Origin of the sequence: Zhengella sedimenti (assembly GCF_046506625.1) — a bacterium.
GTDB classification, from domain to species: Bacteria; Pseudomonadota; Alphaproteobacteria; order Rhizobiales; family Rhizobiaceae; genus Zhengella; species Zhengella sedimenti.
This window is the reverse complement of record NZ_JBKFFP010000008.1, coordinates 96,876-115,235: the sequence shown is the minus strand read 5'-3', so window position 1 is coordinate 115,235 and position 18,360 is coordinate 96,876. Positions and strand designations below refer to the sequence as shown.

16 protein-coding genes and 1 tRNA gene are annotated in these 18,360 nt (G+C 65.8%); 11 read left to right on the top strand and 6 right to left on the bottom strand.

Annotated features, from left to right (window positions below; all coding sequences use genetic code 11):
- Positions 1 to 6 precede the first annotated feature (6 nt).
- From ACLB6G_RS18585 to rpmH, 4 genes are all read right to left on the bottom strand, one after another.
- Entirely contained in the window at positions 7 to 666 is a 660-nt protein-coding gene (locus tag ACLB6G_RS18585; protein WP_410357721.1) for a CatB-related O-acetyltransferase, read from the bottom strand.
- A gap of 200 nt (positions 667 to 866) precedes the next feature.
- Positions 867 to 2,669: a membrane protein insertase YidC gene (gene yidC / locus ACLB6G_RS18580; protein ID WP_410357720.1), complete on the bottom strand. Its 1,803-nt coding sequence runs from the start codon at positions 2,667 to 2,669 to the stop codon at positions 867 to 869.
- Positions 2,659 to 3,018, bottom strand: a complete 360-nt coding sequence (gene rnpA / locus ACLB6G_RS18575; protein WP_410357719.1) for a ribonuclease P protein component — start codon at positions 3,016 to 3,018, stop codon at positions 2,659 to 2,661. Before rnpA ends, yidC begins: the two co-directional genes overlap by 11 nt.
- 21 nt (positions 3,019 to 3,039) lie before the next feature.
- Positions 3,040 to 3,174, bottom strand: a complete 135-nt coding sequence (rpmH, locus tag ACLB6G_RS18570) for a 50S ribosomal protein L34 (RefSeq protein ID WP_208548348.1) — start codon at positions 3,172 to 3,174, stop codon at positions 3,040 to 3,042.
- Positions 3,175 to 3,520: 346 nt separating this feature from the next.
- On the opposite strand from rpmH, the gene ACLB6G_RS18565 reads away from it, so the two are divergent.
- From ACLB6G_RS18565 to ACLB6G_RS18550, 4 genes are all read left to right on the top strand, one after another.
- A complete protein-coding gene (locus ACLB6G_RS18565; protein WP_410357718.1) occupies positions 3,521 to 4,306 on the top strand; it encodes a TVP38/TMEM64 family protein in 786 nt (261 codons plus the stop codon).
- Between the two features lie 22 nt (positions 4,307 to 4,328).
- The gene (locus tag ACLB6G_RS18560) at positions 4,329 to 5,756 is read left to right on the top strand and encodes a dihydrolipoyl dehydrogenase family protein (RefSeq protein WP_410357717.1); all 1,428 of its coding nucleotides are present in this window, start codon (positions 4,329 to 4,331) and stop codon (positions 5,754 to 5,756) included.
- 20 nt (positions 5,757 to 5,776) lie between these two features.
- On the top strand, positions 5,777 to 7,276 hold the full coding sequence (locus ACLB6G_RS18555; RefSeq protein WP_410357716.1) for an ATP-binding protein: 1,500 nt from the start codon (positions 5,777 to 5,779) through the stop codon (positions 7,274 to 7,276).
- A gap of 129 nt (positions 7,277 to 7,405) precedes the next feature.
- Positions 7,406 to 7,482, top strand: a tRNA-Arg gene (locus tag ACLB6G_RS18550).
- A gap of 298 nt (positions 7,483 to 7,780) precedes the next feature.
- Here the strand turns inward: ACLB6G_RS18550 and ACLB6G_RS18545 are convergent.
- Positions 7,781 to 8,482, bottom strand: coding sequence for a GntR family transcriptional regulator (locus tag ACLB6G_RS18545; protein WP_410357715.1), 702 nt, complete (start codon positions 8,480 to 8,482; stop codon positions 7,781 to 7,783).
- Entirely contained in the window at positions 8,479 to 9,849 is a 1,371-nt protein-coding gene (locus tag ACLB6G_RS18540; protein WP_410357714.1) for a formimidoylglutamate deiminase, read from the bottom strand. Before ACLB6G_RS18540 ends, ACLB6G_RS18545 begins: the two co-directional genes overlap by 4 nt.
- Before the next feature lie 74 nt (positions 9,850 to 9,923).
- On the opposite strand from ACLB6G_RS18540, the gene hutI reads away from it, so the two are divergent.
- The 7 genes from hutI to ACLB6G_RS18505 are packed head-to-tail and all read left to right on the top strand — an operon-like array spanning position 9,924 to position 18,358.
- On the top strand, positions 9,924 to 11,111 hold the full coding sequence (hutI, locus tag ACLB6G_RS18535) for an imidazolonepropionase (protein WP_410357713.1): 1,188 nt from the start codon (positions 9,924 to 9,926) through the stop codon (positions 11,109 to 11,111).
- Positions 11,108 to 12,649 (top strand): histidine ammonia-lyase, encoded by a 1,542-nt coding sequence (gene hutH, locus ACLB6G_RS18530; protein WP_410357712.1) that lies wholly within the window; start codon positions 11,108 to 11,110, stop codon positions 12,647 to 12,649. The genes hutI and hutH overlap by 4 nt, the downstream gene beginning before the upstream one ends.
- Positions 12,646 to 13,443 carry an N-formylglutamate deformylase gene (hutG, locus tag ACLB6G_RS18525; protein WP_410357711.1) on the top strand — a complete coding sequence of 266 codons (798 nt, stop codon included), beginning with the start codon at positions 12,646 to 12,648 and terminating at the stop codon, positions 13,441 to 13,443. The genes hutH and hutG overlap by 4 nt, the downstream gene beginning before the upstream one ends.
- On the top strand, positions 13,443 to 15,128 hold the full coding sequence (hutU, locus tag ACLB6G_RS18520; RefSeq protein WP_410357710.1) for a urocanate hydratase: 1,686 nt from the start codon (positions 13,443 to 13,445) through the stop codon (positions 15,126 to 15,128). Before hutG ends, hutU begins: the two co-directional genes overlap by 1 nt.
- A gap of 43 nt (positions 15,129 to 15,171) precedes the next feature.
- Positions 15,172 to 16,260 carry a TRAP transporter substrate-binding protein gene (locus tag ACLB6G_RS18515; protein ID WP_410357709.1) on the top strand — a complete coding sequence of 363 codons (1,089 nt, stop codon included), beginning with the start codon at positions 15,172 to 15,174 and terminating at the stop codon, positions 16,258 to 16,260.
- Positions 16,261 to 16,316: 56 nt separating this feature from the next.
- The gene (locus ACLB6G_RS18510) at positions 16,317 to 16,814 is read left to right on the top strand and encodes a TRAP transporter small permease subunit (protein ID WP_410357708.1); all 498 of its coding nucleotides are present in this window, start codon (positions 16,317 to 16,319) and stop codon (positions 16,812 to 16,814) included.
- Positions 16,811 to 18,358, top strand: a complete 1,548-nt coding sequence (locus ACLB6G_RS18505; protein ID WP_410357707.1) for a TRAP transporter large permease — start codon at positions 16,811 to 16,813, stop codon at positions 18,356 to 18,358. The genes ACLB6G_RS18510 and ACLB6G_RS18505 overlap by 4 nt, the downstream gene beginning before the upstream one ends.
- Positions 18,359 to 18,360 lie beyond the last annotated feature (2 nt).

Genomic DNA, 18,360 nt, shown 5'->3' with positions numbered 1-18,360 from the left:
GCTGGCTCACGAAGCGCCGCCGGCGGGTGGCGCAGCCTTCCGCAGCCGGTCGATGTCGGCTCCGCGAATGGCGTCGAGATGTGCGGTGATCCGCGCCGCGTCCCAGTTCCACCATGCAATCGACAGGAGCGCGGCAACGGTGTCGGCATCGAAACGCTGCCGGACGGTCCGTGCCGGATTGCCGCCCGCAATCGTGTAGGGCGCCACGTCCGACGTCACCACGGAGCCGGTCGCGACGATTGCGCCGTCGCCGATGGTCACGCCCGGCATGATCAGGCTGTCCATGCCGATCCAGACATCGTTGCCGACCACGGTGTCGCCTTTCGACTGTTCCAGCCAGGTACCCGTGTCGAAGCCTTGTTCCCAGCCATTGCCGAAGATGTTGAACGGGAACGTGGAAAAGCCGCCCAAGGCGTGGTTCGCGCCGTTCATGATGAAGCGGACGCCGCTGGCGATGGCGGTGAAGCGGCCGATGATCAGGCGGTCGCCGAGAAAGTCGTAATGGTGCAGGACGTTGCGCTCCTCGAAGCGCTCCGCCCCGTCCGGATCGTCGAAATAGGTATAGTCGCCGACGACGATGTTGGGCCGGGTGATGACGTTCTTCAGGAAGACGGTGCGGGGGAAACCGGCGAGCGGATACAGGGTATCGGGGGAAGGGCCGTGCATGGCTGAACTCCTTGGCGTGCTTGAGGTGCCTGTGCGGATGTGTCGGTCCGTCGGCGCGTCCACGGCGCAGGCGGCCGGAGTTCAGTTGACCATCGTCGCGCACTCCTGATTTTGGCGTTCTGCATGTTCTAGCCGCGACGGGGCCGGAAAGCAAAACGGCCGGGGATCACCCGGCCGTTCGTTGTCTGGCGCCGCTTCCGCTATTCGGCCGGCTTCTTCTTCGTGAACACCCCTTTCAGGTTGTCCCACAATTCGATCTTGGCCCCCTGGCGCTTCATGATCACAGCCTGCTGAAGAATGGAAAGCGTGTTGTTCCAGGCCCAGTAGATGATGAGGCCGGCCGGGAAGGCGGCCATCATGAAGGTGAAGACCACCGGCATCCAGGTGAAGATCATCGCCTGGGTCGGGTCCGGCGGCGTCGGGTTCATGCGCATCTGCAGGAACATTGTGACACCCATGATGAGGGGCCAGACACCGATCATCAGGAAGGACGGCACGTCGTATGGCAGCAGGCCGAAAAGGTTGAAGATCGATGTCGGATCGGGCGCCGCCAGATCGTGAATCCAGCCATAGAAGGGGGCATGGCGCATCTCGATGGTGACGTAGAGCACCTTGTAGAGCGCGAAGAAAACCGGGATCTGCAGCAGGATCGGCCAGCACCCGGCGATCGGGTTGATCTTCTCGCGCTTGTAGAGCTCCATCATCTCCTGCTGCTGGCGCATCTTGTCGTCCGCGTACTTGTCGCGGATTTCCATCATTTTCGGCTGCACCGTCTTCATCTTGGCCATGGAGACGTAGGACTTGTTGGCCAGCGGGAAGAAGACTGCCTTGACGACAACGGTGGTGGCCAGGATGGCGAGGCCGAAATTGCCGAGCAGCTTGTAGAGATGGTCGATCAGCCAGAACATCGGCTTGGTGATGAAATAGAACCATCCCCAGTCGATCATCAGGTCGAACTCGCGGATCTGGTACTCTTCCATGTAGGCGTTGATCTCGTTGACTTCCTTGGCGCCGGCGAAGATCTGCGTCTTCAGGCTGGCGGAGGCGCCGTCGGCCACCTCCACGGGGTCGGTCAGATAATCGGCCTGGTAGCGCGTCCGGCCATCGTCGAAATAGGCGAAACGCGGCTGGAAGGTCACCCCCGACTGCGGGATCAGCGTCACCGCCCAGTACTTGTCGGTCATGCCGAGCCAGCCGTTCGTCGACTTGCCAGGGACCACGCGCTTGTCTTCCTCGATCTGCGAATAGTCGATTTCCTGAAGGCCTTCCTCGCCGGTCACGCCGATCAGGCCCTCGTGCAGCACGTAGACTGCCTGCGTCGCCGGTTTGTTGAAGCGTGTCACGCGGCCGTAGGCCGGCAGCGAGACGGGCGCGCCGGTGGCATTGGTGATCGTGTCCTCGACGGTGAACATGTAGTGTTCGTCGACCGCGAAGCTGCGCCGGAAGGTCAGGCCCTTCTCGTTGGTGAAGGTGAGTGTCACCGGGTTGCCTGGCGAAAGGACAGGTTCGCCTTCCACGGACCAGACCGTGTCAGGGCCGGGCACCGCGCCGGTCGCCTCGCTGCCCGCATAGCCGAGTTCGGCGAAATAGCCGAGTTCGGCGGACGAGGGATGAAGGAGCTGGATCTTGTCGGAATCGGGCTCCACCGTCACGCGGTAGTCCTTCAGGATCAGTTGGTCGAGCCGTGCGCCGACCGTGTTGATCGAGCCCGAGAGCGAGGGCGTTTCGATCGCCACGCGCACCGCCTCGGGCGCCTGCGCCGGCGCGGAGGCGCCGGGCACGCTGCCCTGGGAGCCGGCTTGCGGCAGTCCGGCGCCATCATCGGCGCCGGTCTGGCCGGCGCCCGGCGTCTGTGCCGCCTGCCGGCTGGCCTGTTCTTCTGCCTGGATGCGTGCCGTCTCGCGCTGGGCCTCGATGCGCGGGTTCATGTAGAACACCTGCCACAAGGTCAGGATGACCACCGAAAGGGCGATCGTCAGGAAGAAGTTGCGATTATTTTCCATGGAAACGTTGTCCGCCTATTCGCCGCGCGAGTTCGTCGCTCAGGTCCGTGAAAGGGGCACTCAGGCAATCCCTGCGCCCGACGATCACATAGTCATGTCCCGGCTGCATTGCCATGCGGCCCTTCAGCCGCAAGGCTTCCTTCAGACGCCGCCGGATGCGGTTGCGTTCCACCGCATTGCCCTGCTTCGTCGTCACCGTGAAGCCGGCGCGCGGAAGCCCGCCGTCGCCACGGTCGGCCACCTCAAGCAGGAAAAACCGCCCGCGTCGCTTCTCGCCACGGCGGACGGCCAGGAATTCGGCCCGTTTGGTCAGTCGCCCGGGCCTCGGATGGTCTTGCCGGTCAGTCACCGGCCGGCCCCCGGCGCCCGGTCAGGCGCTGAGGCGCGCGCGGCCGCGGGCGCGGCGGGCGGCAATGACCTTGCGGCCGCCCTTGGTGGCCATGCGGGCGCGGAAGCCGTGGCGGCGCTTGCGGACGAGCTTGGAGGGTTGATAGGTGCGCTTCATTTGTTTCGATACCGCGGAGTGCGGCCCTTCTTGGTTCTGAACGGGTTCAGGAGCGATTGGACCGGGATCTGGCAGGACGCGGCGGGCCGCACCCGGCCATGTGAACCCGGACTTGGCGCGGCTTATAGGAACAAGCAGCGGCAATTGTCAATTGCGCGCGGCCGTTCCGGCGCCGCCAAACCGTGTCACCGGCCGGTCACGTCGTGGTGAAAACACCGGTCAGACGCGTCAATTGCCGGTGAGAACAGGCGTCATGTGGTTGCAACGCCGTGCCGGGGCGGTCATCTGCTGTGGTACACGCCGCTGTCAGGAGGCGCAAACCCCGTTAACGCAAGTTGGTGTAGACATGAGTGAGGCAGACGTGATCGAGGATGGGAGCGGCATGGCGAAAGCGGCATCTGGCAAGCCGGGCGCTTTTCGGAGGTTCGGGCCGATCGCCGTGATCGCGGCCGGCCTGGCCTTCGGTTACCTGATGGGCTGGCACCAGTATTTCTCGCTCGCCTTCCTGGCGGAGCAGCGCGAGGCACTGACCGCCTACGTCTCCGCCAATTATGTCCCGGCACTGGCCGGTTTCGTTGTCCTCTACACGCTCGCCGTCGCCTTCTCCTTTCCGGCCGCCTCCGTGCTCACGATCTTCGGCGGCTTCCTGTTCGGCTGGTGGGTGGCGGGGATCGCCGTGGCCTTTGGCGCCACGGCCGGCGCCTCCATCCTGTTCCTGGCCGCCCGCAGCGCTTTCGGCGATTTCCTGCGCGAAAAGGTGGGCGGTCTGGCCGCCCGGCTGGCCGACGGTTTCCGCGAGGACGCCTTCAGCTATCTTCTCGTGCTGCGCCTGGCGCCCTTCTTTCCCTTTTTCGTGATCAACATCGCACCCGCCCTGTTCGGCGTGAAGCTGCGCACCTATGTCGCGGCGACGTTCATCGGTATCCTGCCCGGCTGCTTCGCCTATGCCTGGCTGGGGCAGGGGATCGGCTCCGTGCTCGATGCGGCCGAAAGGGAAGGCGGTGCGGTTTCGCTGAAAGACCTCGTGACACCGGAAATCACCATCGCCTTCATTGCGCTGGCGGTTGTTGCGATCATACCGACCATCATTCGCAAGTGGCGCGGCGGCCGCGCGCGCATGCGCCGCGACTGAGCGGCACACGGAGGGACATGTCATGGGTGAAGTGCTGACCCCGGATATCTGCGTCATCGGCGGCGGTTCCGGCGGACTGACCGTCGCGGCCGCCGCGGCGGCGTTCGGCGTCGAGGTCGTGCTTGTCGAGAAAGGCAGGATGGGCGGCGACTGCCTCAATTACGGCTGCGTGCCGTCGAAGGCGCTGCTCGCCGCTGCCAAGCAGGCGGAGGCCATGCGCCACGCCTCGCGCTTCGGCATGGCCGATGTCGAACCGCAGGTCAATTTCGGCCAGGTCAACCGCCATGTGCAGGGCGTGATCGAGGCGATCGCGCCCAATGACAGCGTCGAGCGCTTCACCGCGCTGGGCGTCCGGGTCGTTCAGGCCCATGGCCGTTTCACCGACAAGCGGACCGTGGTGGCCGGGGACGTGGAAATCCGCGCCCGCCGTTTCGTCATCGCCACCGGGTCCTCGCCGCTCGTGCCGCCGATCCCCGGTCTTGATTCGGTCGACTATCTCACCAACGAAACCCTGTTCGAGCAGACCCGCAAGCCCGGTCATCTCGTCATCATCGGCGGCGGCCCCATCGGCATGGAAATGGCGCAGGCCCACCGCCGGCTCGGCTCTGACGTGACCGTGCTGGAGGCTGCCCGGGCGCTCGGCAAGGACGATCCCGAACTGGCTGCCGTGGTGCTGCGCCGGTTGTCCGCCGAGGGCGTGGACATCCGCGAAAAGACGAAGGTGACGCTGGTGGAAGCGCGCGGCAAGGCCGGCGTCCGCGTCCATGTCGAGGCGCCGGACGGGCCGGCAGCGATCGACGGAACGCATCTGCTCGTAGCCGCCGGCAGGGCCGTCAACGTCGAGGGGCTTGACCTCGACAAGGCCGGCATCGCCCATGACCGCCGTGGCATCAAGGTCAGCGACAAGCTGCGAACCACCAACCGCCGTGTCTATGCCATCGGCGATGTCGCCGGCGGGCTGCAATTCACCCATGTGGCGGGCTATCACGGTGGCCTGGTGCTCCGTCCGCTCCTGTTCCGCCTGCCCGCGCGTGCCAATGACGGCATCATCCCATGGGTCACCTACACCGATCCGGAACTTGCCCATGTCGGTCTGACCGAGGATGCCGCGCGCGAGCGCCATGGCCGCATATCCGTCCTGCGCTGGCCGTATGCCGAGAACGACCGGGCCCAGGCCGAGCACAGGACCGAGGGGCTCATCAAGGTGGTGACCGGCCGCAAGGGACGCATTCTCGGCGCCACCATTGCCGGCGCCCATGCCGGCGAGATGATCAACCTTTGGGCGCTGGCCCTGTCGAAGGGAATGACCGTTCGCGACATCGCCGGATACGTGCCGCCCTATCCGACCATGAGCGAAATTGGAAAACGGGCCGCGGTCTCCTATTATTCCGCTTCGACGCGCAATCCCTGGGTTCGCAGGCTGATCGGCTTTCTGCGAATGTTCGGGTGACGCGGGAACGCGGAGATGCCATGAGCGCAAGGGACACTGACGGGGATCTGTCCGCCGGGATCGCCGATCCCGTCGCCAGCGTGCCGCTCGGCCGCGGGCTGTCGGTCAAGCTCCTCGTGCTGACGGCCGTCTTCGTGCTGATCGCCGAAACGCTCATCTTTCCGCCTTCGGCCGCGAATTTCCGGCTGCGCTGGGCCGAGGACAAGCTCAACACGGCCGCCGTCGCCGGCCTGTTCCTGATGGGGGAGCATTCCGAGGAGACGGCCGAGGCCCTGCGCGAGGACATCATCGCCGCCACCGGCGCCTTGCAGATCGCGGTGCGCGAGGATGGCATGTCGCGCATGCTCGTCTCTGCCGGCCATCTTCCCATGGTCGACGAGCACATCGACGTTTCCGCCCCCATCGATCCGCTCGGCTCCATCATGGCCGCGTTCTCGACGCTGGTCTCCGGCGGCGACCGCATGTTGCGCATCCATGGCCGGGTCGGCGCCACGGCACAGGACTTCGAGATCGTGCTGCCGGATGCCGGACTGCGCGACGAACTGCTGGTCTACACGCGCAACATCGTGCTCTTGTCCCTGTTCATCTCCGTCCTGACGGCCGTCCTCGTCTTCGCGGTGATCAACCGCGTCATGATCCGGCCTGTCCGCTCGATGACGCGCTCGATGCTGGCTTTCGCAGCCGAGCCGGACAATCCGGCCCGCATCATCCACCCGGAGAACCGGCGCGACGAACTGGGTATTGCCACGCGTGAACTCGCTGCCATGCAGGCGGAACTGCAGAAGACGCTGGGCGAGCGCAAGCGCCTGGCCGATCTCGGCCTCGCCGTCTCCAAGATCAATCACGACATGCGCAATATCCTGGGCGCCGCCCAGCTCATGTCCGACCGGCTGACCACCGCCACCGATCCCAAGATCCAGGCCTTCGCGCCGCGTCTCGTGCGCACGCTCGACCGTGCCGTCACCTATTCGCAGTCGGTGCTGGAATATGGCCGTGCGCAGGAAGCGCCCCCGGTCCGGCGCAAGGTCCTGCTGCGCCAGCTGGTCGACGACGTTCACGCCATCCTGCCTGTCGATGGCGGGGCAGCCATCCGTTTCGAGAACGGGGTTGACGAGGCGCTCGAGGTCGATTGCGACGCAGAGCAGATGTTCCGCGTCCTGTCCAATCTTTGCCGCAATGCGGTGCAGGCGCTCCATGGCGATGCCGACGCGGCCATCGTCAAGCGGCTCAGCGTCACGGCCCGGCGCGAAGGGGCGGTTGCCGTCATCCGCATCGTCGACACCGGACCGGGCCTGCCGAAGAAGGCCCGCGACAACCTGTTCGCCGCCTTCAAGGGATCTGCGCGCAGCGGCGGCACGGGCCTTGGCCTTGCCATTGCGCTTGAACTGGTGCGTGCCCATGGCGGCACGCTGGAACTGGTGGAAAGCCGCGGCGGGCACACCGAGTTCGCCATTTCCATACCCGATCAGCCCGTCGACCTGGAGAGTATGCGCGGCCGGCACCGCCGCCAGGCAGGCTGACGAGCGGCACTGGGCCGGTTTGGCAATTTTGTCATCCGGGGTGCTTGCAATTGTCCGCAACACTCGTTAGGAACCTGCCCACGGCGGTCGGCACAGACCGGTTCCGCCGTTTGCCGGTTTGGCAACAGCGCACCCGTAGCTCAGCTGGATAGAGCACCAGACTACGAATCTGGGGGTCAGAGGTTCGAATCCTTTCGGGTGCGCCATTTTTTCCCGCGTCCAGCTTTGATTTTCGCCGGGAATGCCGGCTCCTTCTCCGTGACGTGAACGAGGGAAACCCGCGCAGGATCGAACCGCCCCAATCGCGGCATTTGCGGGCGATGTCGAAACCGTAGCCCACGAATGCCCGGTTGCGTTCGTAAAGCGCGATCTCCGCTTCTTCCGCCTCGACAATGGACTTGGCCGCTGGCGCAGGCCGTCCTTGTGCGGGTCCACGAGCAGTTGCGGTTCGTCCACGGATATCCCTCGCTCCCGTGCCGCGGCCGCGCGCCCGTGGCGGGCGGATCACAGTTCGGTATGCATCCTGTAGCCCGGCGCGAAGGTCAACCGCACCGACGTGATGATCTGCCCGCCGGTCCACGTGCTCCGGTCGATGATGAACAGGCCTTCGCCCTCGCCGCAATCCAGCACGCGGGCGTCTTCCGGCCCGGATGTCTTGGCCGAGAAGGTGATGTCGCCGCCTTCGAAGGGGATATTGGCGACAAGCCACTCGTTCGCGCTGTTGGTCTCGAAATCGACGTCGAGGGCATCGGGAACCGCCTTCGGATTGATCCAGCGGTTCTCGAACACGTAGGGTCGGCCGTTCGCCATGTGCAGCGCCTTGACGTGGAGAAGCCTGTCACCCTGGCGCGTCTGCATCCGTCCCATGACGTCGATGGGCGGTTCGCGCAGCGACCGGGAGATCAGCGAGTAGCGGTAGGAAAAGCCCTTGGCCTCGATATCGCGGCGGATGACCGGGATGTCGAGGGTGGCCTTGCGCACCGGATGCAGGGCCACCCGCGTTCCCGCCTTGCGCTTGCGGTCAAGCAGGCCCATCTCGGCCAGGTTCCTGAGCGCCCGGTTGACCGTGGCGCGCGCGCAGCCGAATTCTAGCGATAACTCCGCTTCATTGGGAATCGTGTCGCCGGGCTTCCATTGCCGGCTGTGGATCCGGCGCAGCACTTCGTCCTGGACCGATTGCCAGCCGCTGATCCCGCTACCCGTCAAATCATGTCCCCCAGTTCCAGCACCGCCTTCCTGTAGGCGGCGATGATCGTGTCGCGGGCATGGTGGCGTCCTTCGGAAACGAGGTGCCGGCCGGCAGACCAGACATCCGATATCATCCGGTCGTCGCCCGCGAAGACGAAACTGTCGATCAGGCTATCGCCGCTGCGCCCCTGAAGGTCAATTGCACCGGCGTCGAGCGCAACCATGTCGGCTAGTTTTCCGACCGACAAGCTGCCGGCATTCCGGCCCGAGGCTTTCGCGCCGCCTTCGCAAACGGCCTCGAAGAGGCGGCGGCCCGTCGAGAGGCCGGGCGCCGCCAATGCCGCCCGGGAGCGGTCGCGCAGGCGCTGGGAATAGTCGAGCGTGCGCAACTCCTCCGACAGGGCGATGCGGATGTTGGAATCCGAACCGATTGCGACCGACCCGCCTTCGCCAAACCAGCGCACGCCGTCGAAGATGCCGTCGCCGAGGTTCGATTCCGTGATCGGGCAAAGCCCGGCAATGGCGCCGCTATGCGCCAGGCCCGCCGTCTCATGCGCCTGCATCTGGGTGCAATGGATGAAGCAGCAGTCCGGCCCGGCGTCGAAATGGTCGAGCATCCATTCCACGGGACGCGCGCCGAGGACCGCGGCGACCTCGTCCACTTCGGCAACCTGTTCGGCAAGGTGCATGTGGAACGGATTGCCGGCGGCCAGCGCGTGGTGGCGCGCCAGGTCCTCGGCCGAGACGGCCCGCAGGCTGTGGGGTGCGACACCGGTCCTGCAATCGGAGGGCAGGCCGGCCACGATCCTGGACGACATCTCGTGCAGGCGGGTGAAACGGTCGAAGTCATTGCCGAAGCGCACCTGGCCGGCGCCAAGCGGACGCCTGTCGCAACCACCATACTGGTAGTGCACCGGCAGCAGCGTCAGGCCGATGCCGGTTTGCGCCGTGGCGGCGGCGATCCGTTCGGCCATCTCCGCCAGGTTGGCATAGGGAACGCCGCCCGGCTGGTGGTGCAGATAGTGGAACTCGACATTGGCGGCATAGCCTGCTTCCAGCATCTCCATCTGCACGAAGGCGGCAATGGCCTCGACATGGTCCGGCGTCAGCCGGTCCAGGAAGCGGAACATCAGTTGCCGCCAGGTCCAGAAGGAGTCGGAGGGATCGGGCCCCCGCTTCTCGGTCAGACCCGCCATGGCGCGCTGGAAGGCGTGGCTGTGCGCATTGGCCGGCGCCGGCAGCAGCACGCCGGCCCTGTGGTCTCCGGCACCGGCTTGCACGCCGGTTTCGACAGCGGCGATCGCGCCGTCTTGCCCGACACCGACCCGCACGTCCCTGGCCCATCCCGTTGGCAGCAATGCGTTTTCAGCCCAGATCCGGAACATTCAAATCACCTGTTGACAGCTCGTTATGTATATACATAATACCATTATAAGCGCACATTACAACGGTCTTTGCCATGCTTCTGACAAACGCCACGCTAGCCACGATGGACGCCGGTTACGGACTGGTGCGGGACGGGGCGGTTGCCGTCGAGGGCGAAAGGATCGCCTGGGCGGGAAGGGCCGGCGATCTCCCGGACGGTTTTCGCGGCCAGCCGGAGACCGATCTGGAGGGCCGGCTTGTCACGCCGGGCCTGATCGACTGCCATACGCACATTGTCCATGGTGGAAACCGCGCCCGTGAATTCGAGATGCGGCTGGAAGGCGCGACCTATGAGGAGATCGCGCGGGCCGGGGGCGGCATCGTCTCCACCGTGGCGGCCACGCGCGCGGCAAGCGAGGCGGAACTGCTGGCGGACGCCCTGCCCAGGGTCGACGCCCTTCTGGCTGAGGGCGTGTGCGCCATCGAGGTGAAATCCGGATACGGCCTCGACGTCGAAACCGAGTTGAAGATGCTGCGCGCGGCGCGCGCCATCGAAAAGGCAAGGCCCGTGCGTGTTCGCACGTCGTTCCTTGGCGCCCATGCCGTCCCGCCGGAATACAAGGGACGCCCGGATGCCTATCTGGACGAGGTCTGCCTTCCGGCCCTGGACGCGGCGGCCGATGCCGGTCTTGCCGACGCCGTGGATGGTTTTTGCGAGGGCATCGCCTTCACGCCGGGCCAGATCGGCCGCGTTTTCGACAAGGCGCGCGAACGCGGACTGCCGGTCAAGCTGCATGCGGAGCAATTGTCGAACCTGGGCGGCGCACGCCTCGCCGCCCGGTATGGTGCCCTGTCGGCCGATCACCTCGAATATGCCGATGACGGCGATGCGGCGGCCATGGCGGCTGCGGGAAGCGTTGCCGTGATCCTGCCCGGCGCCTTCTACACGCTGCGCGAAACGCAGCTTCCCCCGGTCGCGGTGTTCCGGGAACACGGCGTCCCGATGGCCGTCGCCACCGATTGCAATCCGGGGTCCTCGCCGCTGGCCTCCCTGCTGATGGCCATGAACATGGCCTGCACCCTTTTCCGCATGACGCCGGAGGAGGCCCTGGCCGGTGTGACGCGGCATGCCGCCCGCGCCCTCGGGCTGGCCGATTGCGGAACGATCAACGCCGGCATGCGCGCCGACCTAGCGGTGTGGAACGTGGAGCATCCGGCAGAACTGTCCTACCGGATCGGCTTCAACCCGCTGCACATGCGTATCTTTGGAGGCGGGGCATGACCTTCGTTCTCGCACCGGGCGCCGTGGCGCTGGACCAACTGGAGGCGATCTGGCGCGGGCAACTGCCTGCGGCACTGGAAGCCGGCGCGCGCGACCGGGCGGCGGCAGCGGCAGGCCTAGTCGAACGGGCGGCTGGCGGAGAGGAGGCGATCTACGGGGTCAACACCGGATTCGGCAAGCTTGCCAGCATCCGCATCCGGCCGGAGGACACCGCGCGCCTTCAGCGCAACCTGATTCTCTCCCACTGCTGCGGCGTCGGCGAACCGCTCGACATCGCCACCACCCGTCTGATGATGGTCCTCAAGCTGATCTCCGTCGGGCGTGGCGCCTCCGGCTTGCGCCCGCAGACCATCGAACTGCTGGAAGCCATGCTGGCGCACGGCGTGGTGCCGGTCGTGCCCGACCAGGGGTCGGTCGGCGCGTCGGGCGATCTGGCGCCGCTGGCGCACATGACGGCCGCGATGATCGGGGAGGGGGAAGCCTTTCTGGACGGCGAACGGATGCCCGCCGCCCGCGCGCTTGAAAGGGCCGGGCTGACGCCAGTCGAACTGGGTCCGAAGGAAGGCCTCGGCCTGATCAACGGGACACAGTTTTCCACCGCCTGCGCCCTGGCGGGACTGTTCGATGCCATGCGCAACCTCGAAGCGGCCGTTGCAGCCTCCTGCCTGTCCACCGACGCGATCATGGGCTCGACCGCCCCGCTCCATCCCTCTATTCATGCCCTGCGCGGTCATCGCGGCCAGATCGACGTGGCGCGCGCCATGCGCACGATGCTGGAGGGGTCGCAGATCCGCGAAAGCCATCGCGATGACGATGCCCGCGTGCAGGACCCCTATTGCATCCGCTGCCAGCCCCAGGTGACCGGCGCGGCGCTGGACCTGCTGCGCTTTGCCGGAACGACGCTGGAAACCGAGGCCAATGCCGTCTCAGACAATCCGCTCGTGCTGGTCGATGACGGCATCATCGTCTCGGGCGGCAATTTCCATGCCGAGCCCGTCGCCTTTGCCGCCGACCAGATCGCCATTGCCATTGCCGAGATCGGCGCCATCGCCCAGCGCCGCGTCGCGCTGGTGGTCGATCCGGCGCTGTCGCACGACCTGCCACCCTTCCTCACCCCGGATCCGGGCCTGAATTCGGGCCTGATGATCGCGGAAGTCACGACCGCCGCGCTGATGAGCGAGAACAAGCATCTCGCCCACCCCTGTTCGATCGATTCCACGCCCACATCGGCGAACCAGGAAGACCATGTCTCCATGGCCGCGCATGGGGCCCGGCGGCTGGCGCGCATGAACCGTAATCTCAATGCGATTGTCGGCATCGAGTTGATGTGCGCGGCGCAGGGCGTCGAATTCCGCGCCCCGCTCGCAACGAGCCCCGTCATGGCCAAGCTCATGAAGACCATTCGGTCCGGGATCGAGCCTGTCGGCGAGGACCGCTACCTGGCCGGCGACATCGCCGCCGCAGCCCGCCTTGTCGCCGATGGCGGCATCGGCGCCTGTTGCGGTGTCCGCGACCTGCTGAATGGAGACGCCCGATGAACCCGGTCGAGATCACCCGCGGCGACGGCCCGGTCATCCTGGGCATGCCCCACACGGGAACCCATGTCCCGCCGGACATCTTCGCCCGCCTGACCCCGCTCGGCAGGACGCTGGGCGATACCGACTGGCACATCGACCGCCTCTATGACGGGCTCTTGCCCGGCGCGACGGTGGTCCGAGCGACATTCCATCGCTACGTCATCGACGCCAACCGCGATCCGTCCGGGGCGAGCCTCTATCCGGGGCAGAACACCACCGGCCTCGTTCCGCTGACCGATTTCGACGGCCGGCCCTTGTGGGAGAAAGAGCCGGACGAGGCGGAAATCGAGGCCCGGCGCGTCGCCTGGCACCAGCCCTACCACGAGGCGCTGGCCGCCGAGGTGGACCGGGTCCGGGCCATCCATGGTGTCGCCATCCTCTACGATTGCCATTCGATCCGCTCCGAAATTCCGTTCCTGTTCGAAGGCGTGCTGCCCGATTTCAACATCGGCACCAATGACGGAAAGACCTGCGCGCCCGAAGTCGAGGCCGCGACCGCAGCCGTCTGCATGGCGGCACCCGGCTATACGGCGGTCGTCAACGGCCGCTTCAAGGGCGGATGGACAACCCGCCATTACGGCCGCCCGGAAGAAGGCGTGCATGCCATCCAGATGGAACTGGCGCAGAAGACGCACCTTGCCGGCGAGAGCCTGCCCTTTGCCTATGACGAAGGCCGCGCGGACCGCCTGCGCAAGCCGCTGGCCGAAATCCTGAACCGACTCGAGAAACTCGCAGCCACCCTGGGAGGGCATTGATGAACAATCCGCGACACAACCAGCGCGACGTCTATCCGCCGACCGGCCCCGAGATCACCGCGAAAAGCTGGCTGACAGAGGCGCCCATGCGCATGCTGATGAACAACCTGCATCCCGATGTGGCGGAGAACCCGCACGAACTCGTCGTCTATGGCGGCATCGGCCGGGCCGCGCGCACCTGGGACGATTTCGACCGGATCGTCGCCAGCCTCAAATCGCTCGATGCCGACGAGACGCTGGTCGTCCAGTCCGGCAAGCCGGTGGCGATCGTGAAGACACATCCCGACGCGCCGCGTGTGCTGATCGCCAATTCCAACATCGTGCCCCATTGGGCCAACTGGGAGCACTTCAACGAACTGGATCGCAAGGGCCTGATGATGTACGGCCAGATGACGGCCGGTTCGTGGATCTATATCGGCACCCAGGGCATCGTTCAGGGCACCTACGAGACCTTTGCCGAGGCCGGGCGCCAGCACTATGGCGGCGACCTGAAGGGCAAATGGATCCTGACGGCGGGACTCGGCGGCATGGGCGGCGCGCAGCCTCTGGCCGCGGTTTTCGCCGGCGCCTGCTGCCTGGCGGTCGAATGCGACGAGACGCGCATCGATTTCCGCATCCGCACGAAATATCTCGACGAGAAGGCGCACACGCTGGACGAGGCGCTGGAGAAGATCGGGCGCTGGACCCGCGCCGGCGAAGCGAAATCGGTCGGCCTGCTCGGCAATGCCGCCGACATTTTCCCCGAACTCGTCTCAAGGATGAAGGCCGGCGGCCCGCGCCCCGATATCGTCACCGACCAGACCTCCGCCCATGATCCGCTGCATGGCTATCTGCCGCAAGGGTGGACGGTCGCCGAGTGGCGGGCAAAACAGGAAAGCGATCCGCAAGCCGTGGAGAAGGCGGCCCGCGCCTCCATGAAGACGCATGTCGCGGCGATGGTGGACTTCTGGAATGCGGGCGTGCCGACGCTCGATTACGGCAACAACATCCGCCAGGTGGCCAGGGAAGAGGGCCTGGAAAACGCCTTTGCCTTTCCCGGCTTCGTTCCCGCCTATATCCGGCCGCTCTTCTGCAAGGGGATCGGTCCGTTCCGCTGGTGCGCGCTGTCGGGCGATCCGGAGGATATCTACAAGACCGACGAGGCGATGAAGAAGCTCTTTCCGGAGAACGAGCATCTTCACCGCTGGCTGGACATGGCGCGCGAGCGCATCGCCTTCCAGGGCCTGCCGGCGCGCATCTGCTGGATCGGCCTTGGCGAGCGCCATCGGGCGGGCCTGATGTTCAACGAGATGGTGGCGTCGGGTGAATTGAAGGCGCCGGTCGTCATCGGCCGCGATCATCTCGATTCCGGGTCTGTCGCTTCGCCCAACCGCGAGACGGAAGCGATGAAGGACGGCTCCGATGCCGTCAGTGACTGGCCGCTGCTCAATGCACTGGTCAACACCGCTTCGGGCGCGACCTGGGTCTCGCTGCATCACGGCGGTGGCGTCGGCATGGGCTTTTCGCAGCATTCCGGCGTGGTTATCGTCGCCGACGGCACCGAGGCCGCGGCCCGGCGGCTGGAACGCGTGCTCTGGAACGACCCGGCATCGGGCGTCTGGCGCCATGCGGATGCAGGCTACGACATCGCGCTTGAATGCGCCCGCGAAAACGGGCTTCGTCTTCCCGGCATCCTGGGAAACTGAGGGACTGGACTTTCGAACACTTGGAGCAAGGAGGAATACCACGATGGAAAGACGTCAATTTCTGAAAGGAACCGCCGCCGGCGCACTCGCCGCAACGGCGCTCGCCACACCGGCCATCGCGCAGGACAAGCGCCAGTGGAAGATGGTCACGGCCTGGCCGAAGAACCTGCCGGGACCGGGTGTCGCCGCGCAGATGCTTGCCGACCGCATCACCACGCTGTCGGGCGGCCGTATCGAGGTCAAGCTCTACGCCGCCGGCGAGATCGTGCCGGGACCCGGCGTGTTCGATGCCGTCTCCGAGGGCACGGCCGAGCTTTATCACGCGGTTCCGGCCTATTGGGGATCCAAGTCGAAGGGCATCCTGCTGTTCGGTTCCCAGCCGTTCGGGCTGAGGGCGGACGAGCAGTTCGGCTGGATGCAGCATGGCGGCGGCCAGGCGCTCTATGACGAGATGTATGCGCGGTTCGGCGTCAAGCCGTTCCTCTGTGGCAATTCCGGGCCGCAATGGGCCGGCTGGTTCCGCAACGAGATCAACTCCGTCGATGACCTTAAGGGGCTGAAGTTCCGCACCACGGGGCTGGCCTCCGAAATGGCGACGAAGCTCGGCATGGCGGCACAGGCCATGGGTGGACCGCCCATGTTCCAGGCCCTCCAGACCGGCGCGCTGGATGCCGGCGAGTTCATCGGCCCGTGGACCGATTCCGCACTCGGCTTCTACCAGGTGGCCAAGAACTACTATTGGCCGGGCGTCGGCGAGCCCTCGTCGGCCGAGGAATGCGGGATCAACGCGAAGGTCTACGAGGAGCTGCCGGATGACCTGAAGCAGGCCGTTTCGCTTGCCTGCGAAAGCCTCTACAACCCGGTCTGGACCGAGTATACGACCAAGCACGCCCAGTCGCTCAAGACGCTTGTCTCCGAGCATGGCGTCCAGGTGAGGAAATTGCCCGACGACGTGGTCGCGGCGATGGGCAAGGCTGGCGCCGAGGTCATCGACGAGTTGCGCCAGAACGACGATGAACTGGTCAAGCGGATCACGGAGAGCTTCATTGCCTATCGTGATCTGGTCGGCGGCTACATGACCTATGCCGACAACGGCCAGATGAACGCGCGCGCCTCGGTCATGGGATACTGAGTTGCGGCACCGACCGGCGGGCGCAAGGCCCGCCGGCCATTCGGGGGGATGCCTTCATGATCCAACTGGCTGATTTCCTCGACGGGATCGCAAGCCGGATTGCCCGCCTGATCAAGTGGCTGGCGCTGGCCATGGTCCTTGTCCAGTTCGCCATCGTCGTCGGCCGCTATGTCTTCGGCATCTATTCGATCGCGGTGCAGGAAAGCGTCCTCTACATGCATGCCACGCTGTTCATGCTCGGCGCGGCCTATACGCTCCAGGTGGACAAGCATGTCCGCGTGGACATCTTCTATGCCAAGGCCGATGCGGCAACGCGGCGCCGGATCGACATCCTGGGCCATGTCTTCTTTCTCATCCCGTCGATGCTGGCCATCCTGTGGTGGACCTGGCCGTCGGTCGCCAATTCCTGGAAGATCCTCGAGGGCCCGATCTCCGTGGGCGGCATCGAGGCGGTGTTCCTGCTCAAGTCGCTCATCCCCGCCTTCTGCATCCTCATCCTTCTCCAGTCCGCCGCCATCCTCATCCGCCTGTTCTGCGAGAGCAAACCGGAATGACCCAGTATCTCGACCTGCTGATGTTCGCGGCGCTCGTGGCGGCCATCCTGACCGGCTTTCCCGTTTCCTTCAGCATCGCCGGCGTGGCGATCATCTTCGGCTATATCGGCTGGGCGCTCGGCGTGATGGACATCACGCTGCTCGGCGCCACCGGCCAGCGTATCTTCGGCCTGTTGAGCAACCAGGTGCTGATCGCCATTCCGCTGTTCGTGCTGATGGGGGCGATCCTTGAGAAAAGCAGGATCGCAGAGGAACTGCTCGACACGATGGGGCGCCTGTTCGGCTCGCTCAAGGGCGGCCTCGGCATATCGGTCGTTCTCGTCGGCGCGCTGCTGGCCGCGTCCACCGGCATTGTCGGCGCGACCGTGGTCGCCATGGGCATGATCGCGCTGCCGACCATGCTGCGAACCGGCTACGATCCCCGCGTTGCCTCCGGCATCGTCTGCACGGCAGGCACGCTGGGCCAGATCATCCCGCCGTCCACGCTGCTGATCATTCTCGCCGACGTCATGTCGAACGCCTACCAGCAGGCGCAATATGCGCAGGGCAAGTTCGCCATCGAGGCGATCTCCGTCGGCCAGTTCTTCGCCGCGGCAATCGTGCCGGGCCTGGTGCTGGTGCTGCTCTACCTCGTCTACATCCTCCTGCGCGGTCTCATCCGGCCGCAGGACATGCCGCCAGCCGCGCAGACGCAACGGCCCTCGCAAGCCGAGATCCTGTCGACCATTATCCCGCCCGTCCTGCTGATCGTCGCCGTGCTCGGGGCGATCCTGGGCGGACTGACCGATCCGACCGAGGCGGCATCGGTCGGCGCCGTCGGCGCCCTGCTGATGGCTGGCATGCGCGCGGGCGGCAACAGGCGCCTCGTGCTTGCCGGTGTCGCGGCACTGATCGCGCTGGCGTTCCTGGCGGGCCTCTTTCCCGTCCGCCTCCAACGCAGCGACATCGGTGCCGGAAGCTATGCCATGGGAGCCGTTTACATCCTGCTGGCCCTCCTGGGCGCCGCGGCCATCTGGGCCTCCCTGCGAACGGCCTTGCGCAACAGGACCGTCCAGGAAGCCGCGGCCTCGACGCTGACGATGACGGCGATGATCTTCGCGACCATCCTGGCCGCTGGCATTTTCTCGCTGGTCTTCATCGGCCTTGGCGGCGAGGAACGCGTCGCCGAAATCCTCAAGTCCATGCCGGGCGGCCCGGCCGGCGCGCTGCTCTTCTGCATGATCCTCGTCTTCGTGATGGGCTTCTTCCTCGATTTCGTCGAAATCTCGGTCATCGTCCTGCCGCTCATCACGCCGACGCTCATCCTCATGGGTCATGATCCGATATGGCTTGGCATCCTGCTCGCCATCAACCTGCAGACAAGCTTCCTGACGCCGCCCTTCGGCTTCTCGCTCTTCTATCTGCGCGGTGCGGCGCCGAAGGAGATCACCACGGGCCACATTTACCGTGGCGTCATCCCCTTCATCGGCCTCCAGATCCTCGGCATGATGCTCGTCTGGCTCCTGCCGTCGGTCGCAACATGGCTGCCGGGACTGCTGTTCTAGCC